This is a genomic window from Burkholderia pyrrocinia (genome assembly GCF_003330765.1).
GTDB classification, from domain to species: domain Bacteria; phylum Pseudomonadota; class Gammaproteobacteria; order Burkholderiales; family Burkholderiaceae; genus Burkholderia; species Burkholderia pyrrocinia_B.
This window is the reverse complement of sequence record NZ_CP024902.1, coordinates 3268306-3287652: the sequence shown is the minus strand read 5'-3', so window position 1 is coordinate 3287652 and position 19347 is coordinate 3268306. Positions and strand designations below refer to the sequence as shown.

Here is a 19347-nt window from a genome sequence, read left to right as displayed (position 1 = left end):
ATGAAGGAGCAGGCGGCGGCACCGCCCGCCGGCGGCGCGGCGCGCGGCGACGATCTGGATGCCTATGACACAATAGGCGATCCGCATCGCCAGGAAGCCTCGACCGTGACGCGCCGCCTGCTCATCCTCGTCGTGCTTGCCGCCGCGCTCGCCGCGGCGTGCGCGCTGACGTGGACGATTACCTGGCGGCGCGGCGTCGCCGAGCTGCAGCGCAACGCCGCGGTGCGCGTCGACCGTACCACCAACGCGCTCAAGAGCACGCTCGACCGCTACGAATCGCTGCCCTATCTGCTCGGCAGCCATCCGTACGTGCAGGACCTGCTCGCCGAGCCGAAGCGCGGCGACTACACCGCGCGCGTCAACCGCTATCTCGAAGACCTCAACGAACACGCGCACGCGACCGTCACCTACGTGATCGGCGCGGACGGCCTGTGCGTTGCCGCCAGCAACTGGCGCGCGCCCGACAGCTTCGTCGGGATCGAATACCGCTTCCGCCCGTACTTCCTCGACGCGATGAACGGCCAGGTCGGCCGCTTCTTCGGGATCGGCACGGTCTCGCGCGATCCCGGCTACTACATCTCGCAGCCCGTGTGGCGCGACGGCAAGATCGCGGGCGTCGTCGTCGTGAAGCTCAATCTCGAATGGTTCCAGGGCGCCGACGCGTCCGAGCCGCTCGTCGTCGCGGACGATCACGGCGTGGTGTTCCTGTCGTCGGTGCCCGCGTGGAAGTACCACACGCTGCGCCCGTTGACGGGGTCCGTTGCCGCGTCGATCTATGAAACCCGCCAGTACGCGCAGCAGCCGGTCACGCCGCTGCCGCTGCGCGTCGAGCAGGTGCTCGGGCCTGACGCGGAGATCGTGCGCCTCGGCCTTGGCCTGCGCGCGCCGCGTTTTCTGGCCAGCAAGCGCCGGATCGGCGAGCCCGACTGGCTGCTCGTCACGCTCGCGCCGATTGCGCCCGTCGACGCCGATGCACGCAACGCGACGATCGTCACGGGCTTCGGCTTCGTATCGGTCGCGCTGCTCGCGTTCTACTGGCGGATGCGCCGCGCGCGCGTGCGCGAAATGATCCGCGGCCGCGCGCTGCTGCAGCAGGCGTACGCGGAGCTGAACCGGCGCGTCGAGGAGCGCACGGCCGACCTGTCGGAAGCGAACGAGCAATTGCAGAAGGAAGTCGGCGACCGGATCCGCGCGGAGCAGGAGCTGCGCGCCGCGCACGACGAACTGATCCAGGCGAGCAAGCTCGCCGCGCTCGGCCAGATGGCGGCCGGCATCACGCACGAACTGAACCAGCCGCTCGCGGCGCTGCGCAGCTTCTCGGACAACACGCGCGTGCTGCTCGATCGCGGCGAGCAGGCGGCCGCGCGCGAGAACCTCGAGGCGATCGCCGCGCTCACCGAACGGATGGGCAAGATCACGAACCAGCTGAAGCTGTTCGTCGGCCGCGCGAAGCCGCGCAACGAGCGGGCGCTCGTTGTGCGCGCGCTGCGCAGTGCGTTGTCGCTGCTCGACGATCGCCTGCGCGGCGTCGCGCTCACGCTGAGGCTGCAGGACTCGACCGTGTCGCCCGCGCACGACGTCCAACGGAAGTCCCCGTGGGATGCGCCGCTCGATCTGGCGCGCGACTATCCCGAACTCGTCGCCCGCTGCGAGGACCTGCGTCTCGAGCAGGTGCTGATCAACCTGCTCGGCAATGCGCTCGATGCGGTCGCCGGTGTCGCGGCGCCGGCCATCGAGGTGACGATCGCGGTGTCGGCCGCGACGCTCGCGCTCGAGGTGCGCGACAACGGGTCCGGCATTGCGCCCGACCTGCTGCCGCGCCTGTTCGAACCGTTCTTCACGACGAAGGAAATGGGGCGCGGGCTCGGGCTCGGCCTCGCGATCTCGTCGTCGATCGCGAGCGACGCGGGCGGTGCGCTGACCGCGCGCAACGTGCCGTCGGGTGGTGCGCTGTTCGTCTTGACGCTGCGGCGCGCGCGCACGCATCATCCGGACTCCGTGTCCGAGCCGGCAGGCCCGCATTGAGCATACGTCAGGTCCGGTCGGCGAACGACCGGCATCAACGCAGCCGCGCGCGCGACAGCGCCGCGCGGCCCGTCAGGAGCAAGTGAGTACGATGGCCAACCGGCTGCAAGTGATTTATATCGAAGACGATGCGCTCGTTCGCCGGGCGAGCGTGCAGAGCCTTCAACTGGCGGGCTTCGACGTCGTCGGCTTCGAGTCGGCCGAAGCGGCCGAGAAGGCGATCGTCGCGGACACCGCCGGCGCGATCGTCAGCGACATCCGGCTGCCCGGCGCAAGCGGGCTCGACGTGCTCGCGCAGTGCCGCGAGCGCGTGCCCGACGTGCCCGTGATCCTCGTCACCGGGCACGGCGACATCTCGATGGCCGTGCAGGCGATGCGCGACGGCGCCTACGACTTCATCGAAAAACCGTTCGCGGCCGAGCGCCTGATCGAGACGGTGCGCCGCGCGCTCGAGCGGCGCGAACTCGTGCTCGAGAACCATGCGCTGCGGCGCGAGCTGGCCGGGCAGAACGTCGTCGCGCCGCGCATCATCGGCCGCAGCCCCGCGATCGAACAGGTGCGCAAGCTGCTCGCGAATGTCGCGCCCACCGACGCGTCGGTGCTGATCAACGGCGACACGGGCGCCGGCAAGGAGCTGATCGCGCGCAGCCTGCACGAACTGTCGCCGCGCCGCGACAAGCCGTTCATCGCGGTGAATTGCGGTGCGCTGCCCGAGCCGATGTTCGAGTCGGAGATGTTCGGCTACGAGCCCGGCGCGTTCACCGGCGCCGCGAAACGGCGCGTCGGCAAGCTCGAATACGCGTCCGGCGGCACGCTGTTCCTCGACGAAATCGAAAGCATGCCGCTCGCGCTGCAGGTGAAGCTGCTGCGCGTGCTGCAGGACGGCGTGCTGGAGCGGCTCGGCTCGAACCAGCCGATTCGTGTGAACTGCCGCATCGTCGCGGCCGCGAAGGGCGACATGAGCGAGCTCGTCGCGGCCGGCACGTTCCGGCGCGACCTGCTGTATCGGCTCAACGTCGTGACGATCGCGCTGCCGCCGCTCGCCGAGCGCCGCGAGGACATCGTGCCGCTGTTCGAGCACTTCATGCTCGATGCGGCCGTGCGCTACGGGCGGCCTGCACCGGTGCTGACCGATCGGCAGCGCGCGAGCCTGATGCAGCGCGACTGGCCCGGCAACGTGCGCGAGCTGCACAACGCGGCCGACCGCTTCGTGCTCGGCGTGGCCGACATGCCGCAGGAAACGGGCGCGGGCAGCGACGATGCCGACAACGAGCAGACGCTGAAGGAGCGCATCGAGCAGTTCGAGCGCGCGGTGATCGCCGAGGCGTTGAACCAGACGGGCGGTGCGGTCGCCGCGACGGCTGACCGGCTGCATGTCGGCAAGGCGACGCTGTACGAGAAGATGAAGCGCTACGGACTGTCGGCGAAAGGCGAAACCGACCGCTGAAAAGCAAACGGACCGCGGAACCGGGCTGGCCGGTCGTGCGGTCCGTTGTCGGCGAAGGGCGCTGCGTGCGGCCCTTCGAACCGGATCCGGCGGCGCTCAGGCCGCGTTGCTGTCGAGCGCCTTCTTGAGCAGCGCGTCGAGTTCCGCGAACTGCGGTGCGCCGACATAGCGCTTCAGGATCTTGCCGTTCTTGTCGACGACGAAGGTCGTCGGCGTGAGCTGCACGTTGCCGAACTGCTTCGCGACGCTGCCGTCGTCGAGCGCGACCTTGAACGGCAACTGGCGCGTCTGCGCGTAGTTGGCGACGTACATCGGCGGATCGTAGTTCATCGCGACCGCGACGAATTCCAGCCCCTGGCCCTTGAAACGGTTATAGGTATCGACCATCTGCGGCATTTCCTGCATGCAGGTCGCGCAGCTCGTCGCCCAGAAGTTCACGAGATAGACCTTGCCCTTCAGGTCGCCGGCGGTCGAGACCTTCTGGCCCGACAGCAGCGTGAACGTCGCGTCCGGCACGGTGGACTTGCCGTTGAACGCGAAGAAGCCGGCTACGGCGATGGCCGCGACGACAGCGGCGGCGACGATGTAGCGGACGGGGCCGGCGCTGCGCCGGGTGGGAGGCGTGGTGTTCATCTGCGGTGCTCTCGGAGTCGGTCGATGACGCGGATCAATGCAAAAGACATCGAAATTCGGCGCTCATTTTAGCGCGAATGCGGCGCGCGCACCGGTGGCCACCACACATCCCGAGATTCCGGTTCGACGGATTATGTCCCTTTTTGCCTGCCCGATCCACACCATGCCGAAGGAAGTCATCGATTCGTTGCGCCCCCTTTTTCGCCCGCTGCGACACTTCGCCGCGCTTGCCTGCGCGAGCATCGCGCTGGCCGCGTGCTCGCCGTCATACGACTGGCGCACGCTGCACAATGACGCCGGCTACACGATCGACCTGCCCGCGAAGCCGACCGTCGAGGAGCAGCCGGTTGCGATCGGCGGGACGTCGATGCCGATGCGGATGCAGGCCGCGCACGTGGACGGCGCGGTGTTCGCGGTCGGTACGCTGATGCTGCCCGACGACCGCGACGACACGCGCCGCGCGGCGCTCGAGTTCCTGCGCGCCGGGCTGTCCCGCAACCTCGAAGGCGCGCCGCAGACGGCTTCGGTGTCCGTGCCGCTCGCGTCCGGCGGCGCGGTGAACGCCCTCGAGCTGCACGTCGCGGGCGCCGCGGCCGGCGGCGATCGGGCGCGCAAGACGATCGTCGCGCGCCTCGTGGCGCGCGGCCGCCATGCGTACCAGGTCGTCGTGATCGCCGACGGGCCGCTCACGCAGGAACAATTCGACCAGTTTTTCGGCTCGTTCAAACTCGACTGACGGCGGCCGGCGAGGGCGCTCGGACACTGTGTGACAACTGAAAGTTCATTCGCAGCTTTCGACGCTAATCGCCGGATTTTGCGAGGGTTTTTCAGCTATCCACAGCGCATGTGGATAACTTTGTTGAAAAGTCGGCCCTACCTCCCGCCGAGCCGCGCCGGACGGCCTTCCGGCTCGTTTGGTTGCTTGCTCGACTTTTGATAAAAATCAATAAAAACAAAGGGATACGAATTTCGCGATGGAGGCATCCCGGCGAATCGTGATCCGGGGCCGGATTCGCGAAATTGTGCATAAGTCAAGTCTTGACAGCCGGATTTTGTCCTCCGAGGGCACTCAGAGCGCCGTGAGCGCGCGCCGGTAGCGGATCGCCTCGGCGATCTGCGCGGCCGTCGGCAGCGGGTCGCCGGCCAGGTCGGCGATCGTCCGCGCGACCTTCAGTACACGGAAATACGCGCGCGCCGACCAGCCGAAGCGTTCGCCGGCTTCGCGCAGCAGCCGCTCGCCTTCGTCGGTCGGCCGGCACCGGTCGTCGGTCTCGCGGCCGCTCAGCATGTGATTCGTCTTGCCCTGCCGGCCAAGCTGCAGCGCGCGCGCCTGCGCGACCCGCGCGGCCACCGCGGCGCTCGGCTCGCCGGGCGCCGTCGCGCGCGACGCGAGTTCGGCCGGCGACAGCGCGGGCAGGTCGATCTGGATGTCGATGCGGTCGAGGAGCGGCCCCGACAGCTTGCGCAGGTAGCGCGCGGCGACGTCCGGCGTGCAGCGGCAGCGCCCGGACGGATCGCCATGCCAGCCGCACGGGCAGGGGTTCATCGCGGCGATCAACTGGCACGCGGCCGGGAAGTCGGCCTGCTGGGCCGCGCGCGAGATCGTGATGCGGCCGGCTTCCAGCGGCTCGCGCAGCATCTCGAGCACGTGCCGGTCGAATTCCGGTAGTTCATCGAGGAACAGCACGCCGAGGTGCGCGAGCGTGATTTCGCCCGGCTGCGGCGGGTTGCGGCCGCCGACCAGTGCGGCGGCGCTCGACGAGTGATGCGGCGAGCGGAACGGCCGCCGGCGCCACTGCGCGGGCGAGAAGCCGATGCGGCTCGCGGAAAGGAGGGCGGCCGACGTCAGTGCTTCGTCGTCGGTCAGCGGCGGCAGGAGGCCCGGCAGCCTCGCGGCCAGCATCGACTTGCCGGCTCCCGGCGGCCCGACCATCAGGATGTGGTGGCCGCCCGCGGCGGCGACTTCAAGCGCGCGCCGGGCGCCGCGCTGGCCGATCACGTCCGCGAGGTCGGGTGCGGCGGGCGCCGGCAGGCCGTCGAGGCACGGCGCTGCGACCGGCGCGAGTCGCCCGTCCGGCGCATCGGCGAGATGTGCGCACAGCGCGGGCAGGTCGCGCGCGCCGAACACCGTGACGCCCGGCACGAGTGCCGCCTCGGCCGCGCTGTCGAGCGGCAGGTACAGCTCGGGCGGGCGCGACGTTGCCGCGGAGCCGGATAGGGTGACGGCGTCTGGCCCTGAACCGAGGCCCGATCCGGTTTCGCCCGCGCGCCAGTCCCGCGCCGCGCCGCACGCCATTGCGAACGCGCCGCGCATCGGCCGCAGCGCGCCGGTCAGCGACAGTTCGCCCGCGAATTCGCGGCCGGCCAGCGCGTCGGCCGGGATCTGGCCGTTCGCGGCGAGGATGCCGAGCGCGATCGGCAGGTCGAACCGGCCCGATTCCTTCGGCAGATCGGCCGGCGCGAGGTTGACGGTGATGCGACGCACCGGGAATTCGAATCCGCAATTCTGCAGCGCGGCGCGTACGCGCTCGCGGCTTTCGCGGACTTCGAGATCGGGCAGGCCGACGATCGAGAACGACGGCAACCCGTTGGCAAGATGGACTTCGACGGTGACGTCCGGCGCGCGGCCGGACGCAGGCGCGCGACTGCGCACCACGGCGAGCGACATGGCGAGGCTCCTGTAAACAGACGGGCGACGGCCGTTCGGGGCCGCATGCCGCGGGAATCGGAGGAATCGGTGCGCGCTTGCCGGCGTGGCGCGGGGAAAGAACGAGGAACTGCGGAACAGCGAAGAGCGATGAACAGCGAAGAACGACAGACTACGAAGAACGGCGGAACGGCTTCGGGCGGCGGGCGCGGGCCGCACGAGGCGGCCCGCGCCCGGACCTTGCGGCCGGGTGGGGCGTCAGGCCTGCGGCGCTGCGAGCTTCTGCTCGAGTTCCGCGACGCGCTTTTCGAGTTCCTCGAGGCGCACGCGGGTGCGGGCGAGCACCTGCGCCTGCGTGTCGAATTCCTCGCGCGTGACGAGATCGAGTTTCGAGAAGCCTTGCGACAGCATGGCCTTCACGTTGCGCTCGACGTCCTTGGCCGGCGAGTTTTTCAGCAGATCGCTGACGCGCGACTGCAGATCGTTGAAAACGTCGCTGGGTTGCTTCATGTGATTCCCCTTCCTTGCACAAAAAATGTGCATCTTCAGTTGCGTACGTGCCCATGATGCACGCGTGACCGGAAATGGTGCGCCCGAAGCGCGAATTCCGGGCATGGCGCCCGCATGGGTGAATGTCCCGGCGATCCGGGACGTGCGTGCACTCTAGCAACGATCCTTTCGTCGCGCCAGCAAACCGGGCCACGTTGGCCATTCGGCCGGGCTTCCGCGCCTTACATCACGGGATGCGACCCCGTTCCGGAGCCCTTCGAGACGGTGCTCGGACGAACATGGCATGCGAGTTGCTGAGAAGAGTCCGTTACAACATTCCAACCAATTCGACGGGACAACCCAGCGAGAGGACTTCATGAAACTCATTACCGCAATCATCAAGCCGTTCAAGCTCGATGAGACGCGCGAAGCGCTGTCGGCGCTCGGCGTCTCGGGCATCACGGTGACGGAGGTAAAAGGGTTCGGGCGCCAGAAAGGGCATACCGAGCTGTACCGCGGCGCCGAATACGTGGTCGATTTCCTGCCGAAGATGAAGATCGAGGCGGCCGTGTCCGACGATCTCGTCGACCAGGCGGTGGAGGCGATCGAGCGGGCCGCGCGCACCGGCAAGATCGGCGACGGCAAGATCTTCGTCACGCAAATCGAGCAAGTGATCCGGATTCGCACCGGGGAGACCGGCGCAGACGCGCTGTAACAGAACAGACAAGACAAGCGACAAGAGGAAACCCAAGATGCGCAAACTTCTGATGTCCCTGCTGATGGCCGGCTCGCTGATCGCGGCCGGCGTCGGCTCCGCGCTCGCGGACGACGCGGCGTCCGCCGCAACGGCTTCCGCGCCCGCCGCAACGGCTTCCGACGCGTCGGCTGCTGCCGCCTCGGCAGCTTCGGCACCGGCCGCGACGGACGCATCCGCCGCCGCCGCTGCCGCTGCACCGGCCTCGGGCGCCGCCGACGCATCGGCCGCCGCTGCGGCATCGGCCGCCGCCGCGTCCGCGCCGGCCGCACCCGCCGCGCCGACGGCACCGTTCTCGGTCGATTCGTCGAAGATCAGCGCGGGCGACACCGCGTGGATGCTGACGTCCACCGCGCTCGTGCTGTTCATGACGGTCCCCGGCCTCGCGCTGTTCTACGCCGGCATGGTCCGCAAGAAGAACGTGCTCGCGACCGTGATGCAGAGCTTCGCGATCACCGCGCTGATCACGGTGCTATGGACGGTGGTCGGCTACAGCCTCGCGTTCACGCCGGGCAACGGCTTCATCGGCGGCCTGTCGCGCGCGTTCCTGCACGGGATGAACTACATCCACGGCGACAAGGCGACGACGCTGACCGTCAGCCACCTGGCGCCGACGATTCCGGAATCGGTCTACTTCGTCTACCAGATGACGTTCGCGATCATCACGCCGGCGCTGATCTGCGGCGCGTTCGCCGATCGCATGAAGTTCTCGGCGATGCTCGTGTTCATGGCGCTCTGGTCGCTGATCGTCTATGTGCCGATCGCGCACATGGTGTGGGAGCCGAGCGGCTGGCTGTCGTCGGACGGCGTGCTCGACTTCGCGGGCGGCACCGTCGTGCACATCAACGCCGGTATCGCGGGCCTCGTGTCGTGCCTGGTGCTCGGCAAGCGCGTCGGTTACGGCCGCGAATCGATGGCGCCGCACAACCTCGTGCTGACGATGATCGGCGGCTCGATGCTGTGGGTCGGCTGGTTCGGCTTCAACGCAGGCTCCGCAGTCGCGGCCGACGGCCGTGCCGGCTTCGCGATGCTGACGACCCAAGTGGCGACGGCCTGCGCGGCGCTCGGCTGGATGTTTGCCGAGTGGATCGCGAAGGGCAAGCCGTCGGTGCTCGGCATCGTGTCGGGCGCGGTCGCGGGTCTCGTCGCGATCACGCCGGCGGCCGGCTTCGTCGGCGTGACGGGTGCGCTCGTGATCGGTATCGCGGCCGGCGTCGTGTGCTTCTGGTCGGCGACGTGGCTCAAGTCGAAGCTCGGCTACGACGATTCGCTCGATGCGTTCGGCGTGCACGGCGTGGGCGGGATTCTCGGCGCGCTGCTGACGGGCGTGTTCGCGGTCAAGGACATCGGCGGCGCCGACGGCAGCCTGCTGCTGCAGGCGAAGGGCGTGCTGATCACGCTGGTCTACAGCGGCGTGATCAGCTTCGTGCTGCTGAAGCTGATCGACCTGACGATGGGCTTGCGCGTGTCCGAAGAGGAAGAGCGCGAAGGCCTCGACGTGATCCTGCACGGCGAGCATGTCGAATAAGTCATAAGGATGCACGGCGGGCCGCCGCGACGACGGCGCCCGCCACGAATGAGCGCAGCGACTTCGGCCCGCCTACCCGGCGGGCTTTTTTTCTCCTGCCGCCGGCTGTCGTAGCGCATAACCCTGCGCGCTATCGGGTCAATAGCCGAAAACTTCCTCCAAACCCTTGCGAAGCCGGGAACAATCCCCAAATGGGCAAGGCAATTGCTCTACAATCTTCATTCTCCCGCTCGCGAGTGATTCATGGTTCCCCACCTCGTTACCGCGTTGAACGGTCCGCTGCTCGAACTCGAGCAAAAGATCCTCGACGCGACGCCTGCGATCGAACGCTGGTTCAGGCTCGAATGGCAGGAACACACGCCGCCGTTCTATTGTTCGGTGGACCTGCGCAACGCCGGCTTCAAGCTGGCGCCCGTCGACGCGAACCTGTTTCCCGGCGCGTTCAACAATCTGCCGTCCGAAGTGCTGCCGCTCGCCGTGCAGGCCGCGATGGCCGCGATCGAGAAGATCTGCCCGGACGCGAAGAACCTGCTCGTGATTCCCGAGCTGCCGACCCGCAACGCGTTCTACCTGGAAAACGTCGCGCGCCTCGCGACGATCATGCGCCAGGCCGGCCTGAACGTGCGTTTCGGTTCGCTCGACCCGAGCATCACCGACATGACGCCGATCACGCTGGCCGACGGCCAGAAGATCGTGCTCGAACCGCTCGAGCGTTCGCAGCGCCGCCTCGGCCTGAAGAATTTCGACCCGTGCTCGATCCTGCTGAACAACGACCTGTCGGCCGGCATCCCGGCCGTGCTGGAGAACCTGCACGAGCAGTACCTGCTGCCGCCGCTGCACGCGGGCTGGGCCGTGCGCCGCAAGTCGACGCACTTCTCGTGCTACGACGACGTCGCGAAGAAGTTCGCGAAGATGGTCGGCGTCGATCCGTGGATGGTGAATCCGTATTTCGCGCACGTCGAGGGTGTCGACTGGCAGGCGCATGAAGGCGAGCAGGCACTCGCCGACGCGATCGACGGCGTGCTGAAGAAGATCGCGCGCAAGTACCGCGAATACGGGATCAGCGAGAAGCCGTACGTCGTCGTGAAGGCCGATGCGGGCACGGCGGGGCGCGGCGTGATGACCGTGCACGACGCGGCCGAGATCGGCCGCCTGTCGAAGGCCGAGCGCGCGCAGATGGCCGAGTCGAAGGCCGGCCTCGCGGTGCGCGACGTGATCGTGCAGGAAGGCGTCTATACGTTCGAGCGCGTCGGCGACGAAGTCGCCGAGCCCGTCGTGTACATGATCGACCGCTACGTGGTCGGCGGCTTCTACCGCACGCACGGCGGCCGCGAGCGCGACCAGAACCTGAACGCGCCCGGCATGCACTACGTGCCGCTCGGCTTCGAGCACACCGCGCTGCCGGATGCCGGCGCCAAGCCGGGCGCCGCGCCGCCGAACCGTTTCTACATGTACGGCGTCGTCGCGCGCCTGTCGCTGATCGCGTCGTCGATCGAACTGGAAAAGACCGATCCCGAAGCCATCCAGGTGTAACGGACCTTCGCTACGTACAGGACCCGCATGGACATTCTCTTTATCGCCGACCCGCTCGAGCGCTTCAAGATCTACAAGGATTCGACCTACGCGATGATGGCCGAGGCCGCGCGGCGCGGGCATGCGGTGTATGCGTGCGAACCGGGCCACCTCGCGTGGACGGGGTCGGCCGTCGAGGCCGACGTGCGGCGCATCACCTTCGTCGGCGAACTGGACGACCTGCATCGCGAGACCTGGTTCGATGCGGGCCCGCTCGATGCGCGCCGCCTCGAATCGTTCGGCGCGGTGCTGATGCGCAAGGATCCGCCGTTCGACATGGAATACGTGACGTCGACCTGGCTGCTCGAACTGGCCGAGCGCGCCGGTGCGCGCGTGTTCAACAAGGCGCAGTCGATCCGCGACCATTCGGAGAAACTCGCGATCGGCGAGTTTCCGCAGTTCGTCGCGCCGACGCTCGTCACGCGCGACGCGAAACGGCTGCGCGCGTTCCACGCCGAGCACGGCGACGTGATCCTGAAGCCGCTCGACGGGATGGGCGGGATGGGCGTGTTCCGCGTGAAGCCGGACGGCATGAACCTCGGCTCGATCGTCGAAATGCTGAGCCACGACGGCACGCGCTCGGTGATGGCGCAGAAGTTCATCCCCGAGATCAAGGCCGGCGACAAGCGCATCCTGCTGATCGGCGGCGAGCCCGTGCCGTATTCGCTCGCACGGATTCCGCAGGGCAGCGAGGTGCGCGGCAATCTCGCCGCGGGCGGGCTCGGTGTCGCGCAGCCGCTGACCGCCCGCGATCGCGAGATCGCCGAAACGCTTGGTCCCGTGCTCGCGTCGCGCGGGCTGCTGCTGGTCGGCCTCGATGCGATCGGCGACTGGCTGACCGAGGTGAACGTCACGAGTCCGACGTGCTTCCGCGAGATCATGGAGCAGACGGGCTTCGACGTCGCCGCGATGTTCATCGACGCGCTGGAGCGTGCGGCCGCGTAGGCCGTTTCCCGCACAACCCCGGCGGCGGCCGCGCAGGTCCCCCGTCGCCGGAGCAGCTTGACCGGCCTGCTACAATGCCCGCTTGCCCGGTGCCGCGATCGGCGCACCGAAGGCCCGGCGGTCGGGCCGACACTGTTGCAAGGCTGAACATGATACGTTCCCCATACTCGCTATGCTCGTTGCCCCGCCGCGGGGCGTCGGTCCGCCAGGGGCGGCCGGGAGCGATCTGACATGGCCGGGATTCTGATCATCGCACACGCGCCGCTCGCCACCGCGCTGCGGGACTGCATCGCGCACATCTACGGTGGCGTGCCTGCCCGGATCGGCTGCATCGACGTGCAGGCGGACAGCGATCCGACCCAGGTGATGGCGTTCGCGCACGCGGAGCTCGCGCGGCTCAAGGAAGAGAACGGCGCGATCGTGCTGACCGACATGTACGGCGCGACGCCCGCGAACATCGCGGGTCAGCTCGCGAAGATCGCGGACGTGCGGGTGCTGGCGGGCGTCAACCTGCCGATGCTCGTGCGTGCGGTCTGTTACCGCCAGATGCCGCTCGACAAGCTGGCCGACAAGGCCCTGTCAGGCGGCGCGAAAGGCGTCCACGAAGTCGCGGCCGGCACGCCGCCGCCGCCGTCGGAAACCGGCTGCGGGCAGTGCGCGCCGATTCCGCCCGAGCCGAAACCGCGCACCGAATCGCACTGACCACCGCGTTTTCCGTTTTAGACCGACCCGACCGAGAATCATGCTTCAACAAGAAACCACCATCGTCAATAAATTGGGGCTCCATGCGCGCGCATCGGCCAAGCTTACGCAACTGGCCGGCAACTTCCAGTCGGAAGTCTGGATGACACGCAACGGGCGCAAGATCAATGCGAAGAGCATCATGGGCGTGATGATGCTGGCGGCGGGCATCGGCAGCACCGTGACGATCGAGACCGAAGGGGCCGACGAGCGGGAAGCGATGGACGCGCTGCTGAAGCTGATCGCCGACAAGTTCGGCGAAGGCCAGTGATTCTCGCGCGGGATCGTTGCTGTTTCCAGTCAGAATGCCGCGGATTTCGCGGCATTTTTTTCGTCGGAAGCATTGATGCGGAATGCGCAATGCTGCGGTGCATGCAGTCAGCGGGGAGTCGCGGAATCTATAATCGCTAACCGGGGTCATAAGCGCATCGCAGCAGTGTGCCGCGGCTTTACTTGTACAGAGGAGGTGCGCGTGTCCTTCACGCTGCATGGCATTCCCGTCTCACGAGGTATCGCGATCGGGCGAGCGTATCTGATCGCGCCGGCGGCGCTCGACGTCGCCCATTACCTGATCGAGGCGAACCAGATCGACGCCGAGGTCGAGCGATTCCGCACGGCGCTCGACGTCGTGCATCACGAACTCGAAGCGCTGCGCGCCGACCTGACCGACGACACCCCGAGCGAAGTGGGCGCGTTCATCGACGTGCACGCGATGATCCTCCGCGACGCGATGCTCGTGCAGGAAACCATCGACCTGCTCCGCACGCGCCGCTACAACGTCGAATGGGCGCTGACCGAGCAGCTCGAGCTGCTCACGCGCCATTTCGACGACATCGAGGACGAATACCTGCGCGAGCGCAAGGCCGACATCGAGCAGGTGGTCGAGCGCGTGCTGAAGGCGCTCGCCGGCGCGCCGTCCGCGTCGCAGGCGCTCGACCGCGCGGCCGCGAACGGCACGAGCGAGATGATCGTCGTCGCGCACGACATCGCGCCGGCCGACATGATGCAGTTCAAGACGCAGTCGTTCCAGGCGTTCGTCACCGACCTCGGCGGGCGCACGTCGCACACGGCGATCGTCGCGCGCAGCCTCGGCATCCCGGCCGCGGTCGGCGTGCAGCACGCGAGCGCGCTGATCCGTCAGAACGACCTGATCATCGTCGACGGCGACCAGGGCATCGTGATCGTCGATCCCGCGCCGATCGTCCTCGAGGAATATTCGTACCGCCAGTCCGAGAAGCTGCTGGAGCAACGCAAGCTGCAGCGTCTGAAATTCTCGCCGACGCAAACGCTATGCGGCACCAAGATCGAGCTGTACGCGAACATCGAGCTGCCCGACGACGCGAAGGCGGCCGTCGAGGCCGGCGCGGTCGGTGTCGGCCTGTTCCGCTCCGAGTTCCTGTTCATGCATCAGAAGGTGATGCCCGAGGAGGAGGAGCAGTTCGGCGCGTACAAGCGGGCCGTCGAGTGGATGAAGGGCATGCCCGTCACGATCCGCACGATCGACGTCGGCGCGGACAAGCCGCTCGAGGCGCTGGACGAAGGCTACGAGACGGCGCCGAACCCGGCGCTCGGCCTGCGTGCGATCCGCTGGAGCCTGTCCGAGCCGCAGATGTTCCTCACGCAGTTGCGCGCGATCCTGCGCGCGTCCGCGTTCGGGCAGGTCAAGATCCTGATTCCGATGCTCGCGCACGCGCAGGAGATCGACCAGACGCTCGACCTGATCCGCGAGGCGAAGCGCCAGCTCGACGACGCGGGGCTCGCGTACGATCCGAACGTGCGCATCGGCGCGATGATCGAGATTCCGGCCGCGGCGATCGCGCTGCCGCTGTTCCTGAAGCGGTTCGATTTCCTGTCGATCGGCACCAACGACCTGATCCAGTACACGCTCGCGATCGATCGCGCGGACAACGCGGTCGCGCACCTGTACGACCCGCTGCATCCGGCGGTGCTGCACCTGATCTCGTATACGCTGCGCGAAGCGAAGCGCGCGGGCGTGTCCGTGTCGGTATGCGGGGAGATGGCGGGCGATCCGGCGCTCACGCGCCTGTTGCTCGGGATGGGGCTCACCGAGTTCTCGATGCACCCGAGCCAGCTGCTCGTCGTGAAGCAGGAGATCCTGCGCGCACACCTGAAGGCGCTCGAGAAGCCGACGGCCGACGTGCTCGCCGCGTTCGAGCCGGAAGAAGTGCAGGCGGCGCTGAAGCGCCTGTCGGTCGCCGAGCCGCGCGCGGACGCCGCGGCTTAGGCGCCCGCGTGACGCGCGTCAGTGCCGGCCCCCGCATACGGGGCAGTCGGCCTGGCGCGCGATCTTCATCGTCGTCCATTCCATCCGCAGCGAATCGAGCATCATCAGTCGCCCGTTGAGCGTCGTGCCGATCGCACCGATCACGCGCAGCGCTTCGGCGGCCTGCATCGCGCCGATGATCCCGACCGTCGGCGCGAACACGCCCATCGTCGCGCACGCGACTTCCTCGAACGGCTGGTCTTCCGGGAACACGCACGCATAGCAGGGCGCGGCCGGGTCGCGGAAGTCGAACGTGCTGATCTGGCCGTCGAAGCGCAGCGCGGCGCCCGACACGAGCGGCACGCCGTGCGCGACGCACGCGCGGTTGATCGCGTGCCGCGTCGCGAAGTTGTCGGTGCAGTCGAGCACGACGGTCGCGCCCGGCACGTGTGCATCGAGCCACGCATCGTCGACGCGTTCCGCGACCGCGCGCACGCTCACCCCGGGATTCAGTTGCGCGAGCGCGTCGCGCCCCGATTCGACCTTGCTGCGGCCGACCGATGACGTCACGTGCAGGATCTGCCGCTGCAGGTTCGTGAGGTCGACCGTATCGGCGTCGACGAGCGTGATCGTGCCGACCCCCGACGCCGCGAGGTACATCGCGGCGGGCGAGCCGAGGCCGCCCGCGCCGACAACGATCGCATGCGCATCGAGAAAGCGCTGCTGCGCCTCGATGCCGATTTCGTCGACGAGGATGTGACGGGAGTAGCGCAGGAGTTGATCGTCGTTCATGGGGAGTCGTGGGCGAGGCGGGCGTACGTTTCGTTATTTTAGGCGCGCATGAAAAACGGGCCATCGCGGTCTTCCCGCGATGGCCCGTCGGATGCCGGCCGGCGCTTACTTCGGCGCCGACGCGGGCTTCGGTGCGGAGGCCGGCTTCGCGCTTGTGCCCGATGCCTTCGGTGCCGCGGCGGCCTTGCCGGCCGGGCTCTTCGTCGTGCTCTCGGCGAGCAGCGACTTCGATTCCTGGACGGGCTTGCCTTCGAGCTTGTTGAGCGCCTGCTGCATCATGAAGTCGTCGGTGCTGCCGAACTCGATCGGCTTGCGATCGCGATCCTTCTGGCGCTGCTCCGGCGTCTTCTTGTCGTTCTGCTCTTCGAGGACGCGCAACTGATCCATCCGGCGCTGCTCGCGCTCTTCCTGTTCCTTCTTCTCGTTCGGGTCCTGCGTGTTCGCGAGGTGGTTCGTGTAGTCGACCTCACGCGTCACGAGCACGTCGTCCGGATCGCCATCCGCATACTGATCGACCGGCACGTCGGGCGTGATGCCCTTGTTCTGGATCGAGCGGCCGCTCGGCGTGTAGTAGTACGCGGTCGTCAGGCGCAGCGCGGTGTCGGCCGTCATCGGGCGGACCGTCTGCACCGAACCCTTGCCGAACGTCGTCTTGCCCATGATCTGCGCGCGCTTCGAATCCTGCAGCGCGCCGGCGACGATTTCCGACGCGGACGCCGAATAGGCGTTCGTCAGCACGATCATCGGCACGGTCTTGAAGACCGGCGGCAGGTTCTTCAGCGGATCGCCGTCGAAGGACGGCAGGCGATAGTTGTCGTACGTATCGCGGTAGACCTGCTTCGAATCGGGGATCTGGCCGTTGGTCGACACGACGACGGAGTCGGGCGGCAGGAATGCGCCGGCGACGCCGACCGCGCTCTGCAGCAGGCCGCCGCCGTTGTTGCGCAGGTCGACGATCAGGCCCTTCAGGTTCGGCTGCTGGCGCGCGATGTCCTGCAGCTTTGCAGCGAGATCGGGCGTCGTGCGCTCCTGGAAGCTCGTGATGCGGACATACGCGTAGCCCGGATCGAGGATCTTCATCTTGACGCTCTGCACCTTGATGATCGCGCGCGTGACCGTGATCGGGAACGTGCGGTCGTCGCTCTTGCGGAAGATCGTCAGCGTGACCTTGGTGCCCGGCTCGCCGCGCATCTGCTTGACGGCCTTGTCGAGCGTCATGCCGCGCACCGGCTTGTCGTTGATGCGCGTGATCAGGTCGCCCGGACGGATGCCGGCGCGGAACGCGGGGGTATCTTCGATCGGCGAGATCACCTTGACGAGGCCGTCTTCCTGCGAGATCTCGATGCCGAGACCCGCGAAGCGGCCCTTCGTCTGCTCCTGCAACTCGTCATAGTCGGTCTTGTCGAGGAACGACGAGTGCGGGTCGAGGCTCGACACCATGCCCTTGATCGCCGCCGTCAGCAGCTTCTTGTCGTCGACCGGTTCGACGTACTCGCGCTTGATCTGGCCGAATACTTCCGCGAACAGGCGGAGCTGGTCGAGGGGAAGCGGCGCCGTGGCCGTCTGCTCGGCCGACGCGGAAATCTGCAGCGTGGCGAACACGCCCGTGGCGAGGCCCGCGGCAATCAGGCCGATGTTCTTCAATTTCATTCGCATAGAGAGTCTGGTGCGGTCGGGAAGCGCGTGGCGGTAGCGGGGATGTAGCGGACAAGTATAACTGTTCGTCCGATGACTCAGTGCAACGGTGCGAAAAGGGCCCGGAGAAGGCCGGAGAGGCGCCGCCGGACGCGCTTGCGGGTGTGAAAGCGGTTTCGACAGCGCCGGGGCCGCGAAGGTTCGCGCGCCGCGCCGGGCTGGCCGGGCACGCCGCGCCGGACGCGGCTCGCCCGGTGACGGGCGTCAGCCCGCCTTGCCCTGCTTCGCGACGGCGGCCTGCGCCTGCGCGATCGCTTCCTGGTCGCCGAGGTAATAGTGCGTGATCGGCTTCAGGTTCTCGTCGAGTTCATACACGAGCGGCACGCCGTTCGGGATGTTCAGGCCGACGATGTCGTTGTCCGAGATGCCGTCGAGATACTTGATCAGCGCACGCAGCGAGTTGCCGTGCGCGGCGATCAGCACCTGCTTGCCGGCGCGGACCGCCGGCGCGATCGACTCGTTCCACAGCGGCAGCACGCGCGCGACCGTGTCCTTCAGGCACTCGGTGAGCGGCAACTGCTCGCGCGGCACCTTTGCATAGCGCGGGTCGTTGAACGGCGCGCGCTCGTCGGTCGGCTCGAGCGCGGGCGGCGGCGTGTCGTAGCTGCGGCGCCAGACGAGCACCTGGTCGTCGCCGAACTTCGCGGCCGTTTCCGCCTTGTTCAGGCCCGACAGCGCGCCGTAGTGACGCTCGTTCAGGCGCCACGAGTGGACGACGGGCAGGTACATGAGGTCCATCCGGTCCTGCACGTGCCACAGCGTGCGGATCGCGCGCTTGAGCACCGACGTGTACGCGATGTCGAACGTGTAGCCGGCCTCCCTGAGCAATTCGCCGGCCTGGTAGGCCTCGTTGCGACCCTGTTCGGTCAGGTCGACGTCGACCCAGCCGGTGAAGCGGTTTTCCTTGTTCCACGTCGATTCGCCGTGGCGGATGAGAACGAGTTTGTACATGGATCTTGCGGTCGGTAGTGAAGGAAGCGGTGCGCGTCGCGCGGAACCCGACCCGGGTCCGCCATCGCGCAAGACGGTTATTTTATAATGGCGGGATTGTCCTCATCCGATTTCTCTTTTTCCGGCGGAATTCCGTGACGTTCTTTACCGATTACACGAACCTGGCCCTTATCGCGATCCTGCTGGTATCGGGCGGCCTGCTGGCATGGCCCGCACTGCGCCGCGGCCGCGGCGGCCTGTCGGCCGCAGAGGCGACGCAACTCATCAACCGTCGCAACGCGATCGTGATCGACGTGCGTGCCGCGTCCGATTTCGCCGCCGGCCACCTGCCGTCGGCGCGTCAGGTCGCGGCGGGCGAGATCGGTGCGAAGATTGCGCAGGTCGCGAAGAACAAGAGCACGCCCGTGCTGCTCGTCTGCCAGAACGGCCAGCAGTCGCAGAAGGCGGCGCGCGAGGTCGAGGCGGCGGGTTACGCCGAGGTGCATGTGCTCGAGGGCGGCGTGGCCGCCTGGCAGCAGGCCGGGATGCCGGTCGTCAAACAAGGAGTGGCGAAGTGACCAAGGTTTTGATGTACAGCACGCAGGTGTGTCCGTATTGCATGCAGGCCGAGCGCCTGCTGAAGCTGCGCGGTGTCGAGCAGATCGAAAAGGTGCTGATCGACCGCGATCCGGCCCGCCGCGAGGAAATGATGACGCGCACGGGGCGCCGCACGGTGCCGCAGATCTACATCGGCGACACGCACGTCGGCGGCTACGACGATCTGTCGAAGCTCGACCGCGAAGGCGGGCTCGCCCCGCTTCTGCAAGCAGCCTGATTAGGGCAGAATGGCCGCCGGCCGCGCCGCGGCTTGGGCGCGCAGGATTCATCCGTGGCGGCCGGCGAGAAGCCGGGCCGTCCCGTCACC

18 protein-coding genes are annotated in these 19347 nt (G+C 67.7%); 12 read left to right on the top strand and 6 right to left on the bottom strand.

Annotation, left to right across the window (positions count from 1 at the left end; genetic code table 11):
• Both CUJ89_RS15930 and CUJ89_RS15925 read left to right on the top strand, forming a co-directional pair.
• Positions 1-2025, top strand: coding sequence for a sensor histidine kinase (locus tag CUJ89_RS15930; RefSeq protein ID WP_114178160.1), 2025 nt, complete (start codon positions 1-3; stop codon positions 2023-2025).
• Positions 2026-2116: 91 nt separating this feature from the next.
• Positions 2117-3472, top strand: coding sequence for a sigma-54-dependent transcriptional regulator (locus CUJ89_RS15925; protein WP_114178159.1), 1356 nt, complete (start codon positions 2117-2119; stop codon positions 3470-3472).
• 96 nt (positions 3473-3568) lie between these two features.
• Here CUJ89_RS15925 and CUJ89_RS15920 read toward each other — a convergent pair whose 3' ends face one another.
• Entirely contained in the window at positions 3569-4105 is a 537-nt protein-coding gene (locus CUJ89_RS15920; protein WP_114178158.1) for a TlpA disulfide reductase family protein, read from the bottom strand.
• Between the two features lie 163 nt (positions 4106-4268).
• Between CUJ89_RS15920 and CUJ89_RS15915 the strand changes: the two genes are divergently transcribed.
• Positions 4269-4841 carry a hypothetical protein gene (locus CUJ89_RS15915; RefSeq protein WP_114178157.1) on the top strand — a complete coding sequence of 191 codons (573 nt, stop codon included), beginning with the start codon at positions 4269-4271 and terminating at the stop codon, positions 4839-4841.
• 333 nt (positions 4842-5174) lie between these two features.
• Here the strand turns inward: CUJ89_RS15915 and CUJ89_RS15910 are convergent, their stop codons facing one another.
• Together CUJ89_RS15910 and CUJ89_RS15905 are read right to left on the bottom strand one after the other, a co-directional pair.
• Positions 5175-6773 (bottom strand): YifB family Mg chelatase-like AAA ATPase, encoded by a 1599-nt coding sequence (locus CUJ89_RS15910; RefSeq protein WP_114178156.1) that lies wholly within the window; start codon positions 6771-6773, stop codon positions 5175-5177.
• A 237-nt stretch (positions 6774-7010) separates the two neighbouring features.
• Positions 7011-7262, bottom strand: a complete 252-nt coding sequence (locus tag CUJ89_RS15905; protein ID WP_006489451.1) for an accessory factor UbiK family protein — start codon at positions 7260-7262, stop codon at positions 7011-7013.
• A gap of 355 nt (positions 7263-7617) precedes the next feature.
• Here CUJ89_RS15905 and CUJ89_RS15900 point away from each other — a divergent pair, with 355 nt between their 5' ends.
• The 7 genes from CUJ89_RS15900 (at position 7618) to ptsP (ending at position 15026) form a co-directional block, all read left to right on the top strand.
• Positions 7618-7956, top strand: coding sequence for a P-II family nitrogen regulator (locus CUJ89_RS15900; RefSeq protein ID WP_038711752.1), 339 nt, complete (start codon positions 7618-7620; stop codon positions 7954-7956).
• Between the two features lie 37 nt (positions 7957-7993).
• Positions 7994-9523 (top strand): ammonium transporter, encoded by a 1530-nt coding sequence (locus CUJ89_RS15895; RefSeq protein ID WP_114178155.1) that lies wholly within the window; start codon positions 7994-7996, stop codon positions 9521-9523.
• A gap of 243 nt (positions 9524-9766) precedes the next feature.
• Complete coding sequence (gene gshA / locus CUJ89_RS15890) at positions 9767-11056, top strand: glutamate--cysteine ligase (protein WP_031401334.1); 1290 nt, start codon at positions 9767-9769, stop codon at positions 11054-11056.
• 27 nt (positions 11057-11083) lie between these two features.
• Positions 11084-12040 (top strand): glutathione synthase, encoded by a 957-nt coding sequence (gshB, locus tag CUJ89_RS15885; RefSeq protein ID WP_114178154.1) that lies wholly within the window; start codon positions 11084-11086, stop codon positions 12038-12040.
• A gap of 231 nt (positions 12041-12271) precedes the next feature.
• Positions 12272-12742, top strand: coding sequence for a PTS sugar transporter subunit IIA (locus CUJ89_RS15880; protein ID WP_114178153.1), 471 nt, complete (start codon positions 12272-12274; stop codon positions 12740-12742).
• 40 nt (positions 12743-12782) lie between these two features.
• Complete coding sequence (locus tag CUJ89_RS15875; RefSeq protein WP_072437289.1) at positions 12783-13052, top strand: HPr family phosphocarrier protein; 270 nt, start codon at positions 12783-12785, stop codon at positions 13050-13052.
• Between the two features lie 201 nt (positions 13053-13253).
• Positions 13254-15026 carry a phosphoenolpyruvate--protein phosphotransferase gene (ptsP, locus tag CUJ89_RS15870; protein WP_114178638.1) on the top strand — a complete coding sequence of 591 codons (1773 nt, stop codon included), beginning with the start codon at positions 13254-13256 and terminating at the stop codon, positions 15024-15026.
• A gap of 18 nt (positions 15027-15044) precedes the next feature.
• On the opposite strand, the gene CUJ89_RS15865 is transcribed toward ptsP, so the two are convergent.
• The 3 genes from CUJ89_RS15865 to gpmA all read right to left on the bottom strand — a co-directional run bounded on the left by CUJ89_RS15865 (position 15045) and on the right by gpmA (position 18443).
• Positions 15045-15797, bottom strand: coding sequence for a HesA/MoeB/ThiF family protein (locus CUJ89_RS15865; protein ID WP_114178152.1), 753 nt, complete (start codon positions 15795-15797; stop codon positions 15045-15047).
• A gap of 105 nt (positions 15798-15902) precedes the next feature.
• Positions 15903-17453 (bottom strand): S41 family peptidase, encoded by a 1551-nt coding sequence (locus CUJ89_RS15860; RefSeq protein ID WP_114178151.1) that lies wholly within the window; start codon positions 17451-17453, stop codon positions 15903-15905.
• Positions 17454-17696: 243 nt separating this feature from the next.
• The gene (gene gpmA / locus CUJ89_RS15855; protein WP_114178150.1) at positions 17697-18443 is read right to left on the bottom strand and encodes a 2,3-diphosphoglycerate-dependent phosphoglycerate mutase; all 747 of its coding nucleotides are present in this window, start codon (positions 18441-18443) and stop codon (positions 17697-17699) included.
• 134 nt (positions 18444-18577) lie between these two features.
• Here gpmA and CUJ89_RS15850 point away from each other — a divergent pair, with 134 nt between their 5' ends.
• Positions 18578-19000, top strand: coding sequence for a rhodanese-like domain-containing protein (locus CUJ89_RS15850; protein ID WP_114178149.1), 423 nt, complete (start codon positions 18578-18580; stop codon positions 18998-19000).
• The gene (gene grxC / locus CUJ89_RS15845; protein WP_114178148.1) at positions 18997-19257 is read left to right on the top strand and encodes a glutaredoxin 3; all 261 of its coding nucleotides are present in this window, start codon (positions 18997-18999) and stop codon (positions 19255-19257) included. Before CUJ89_RS15850 ends, grxC begins: the two co-directional genes overlap by 4 nt.
• The last annotated feature ends 90 nt before the right edge of the window (positions 19258-19347 follow it).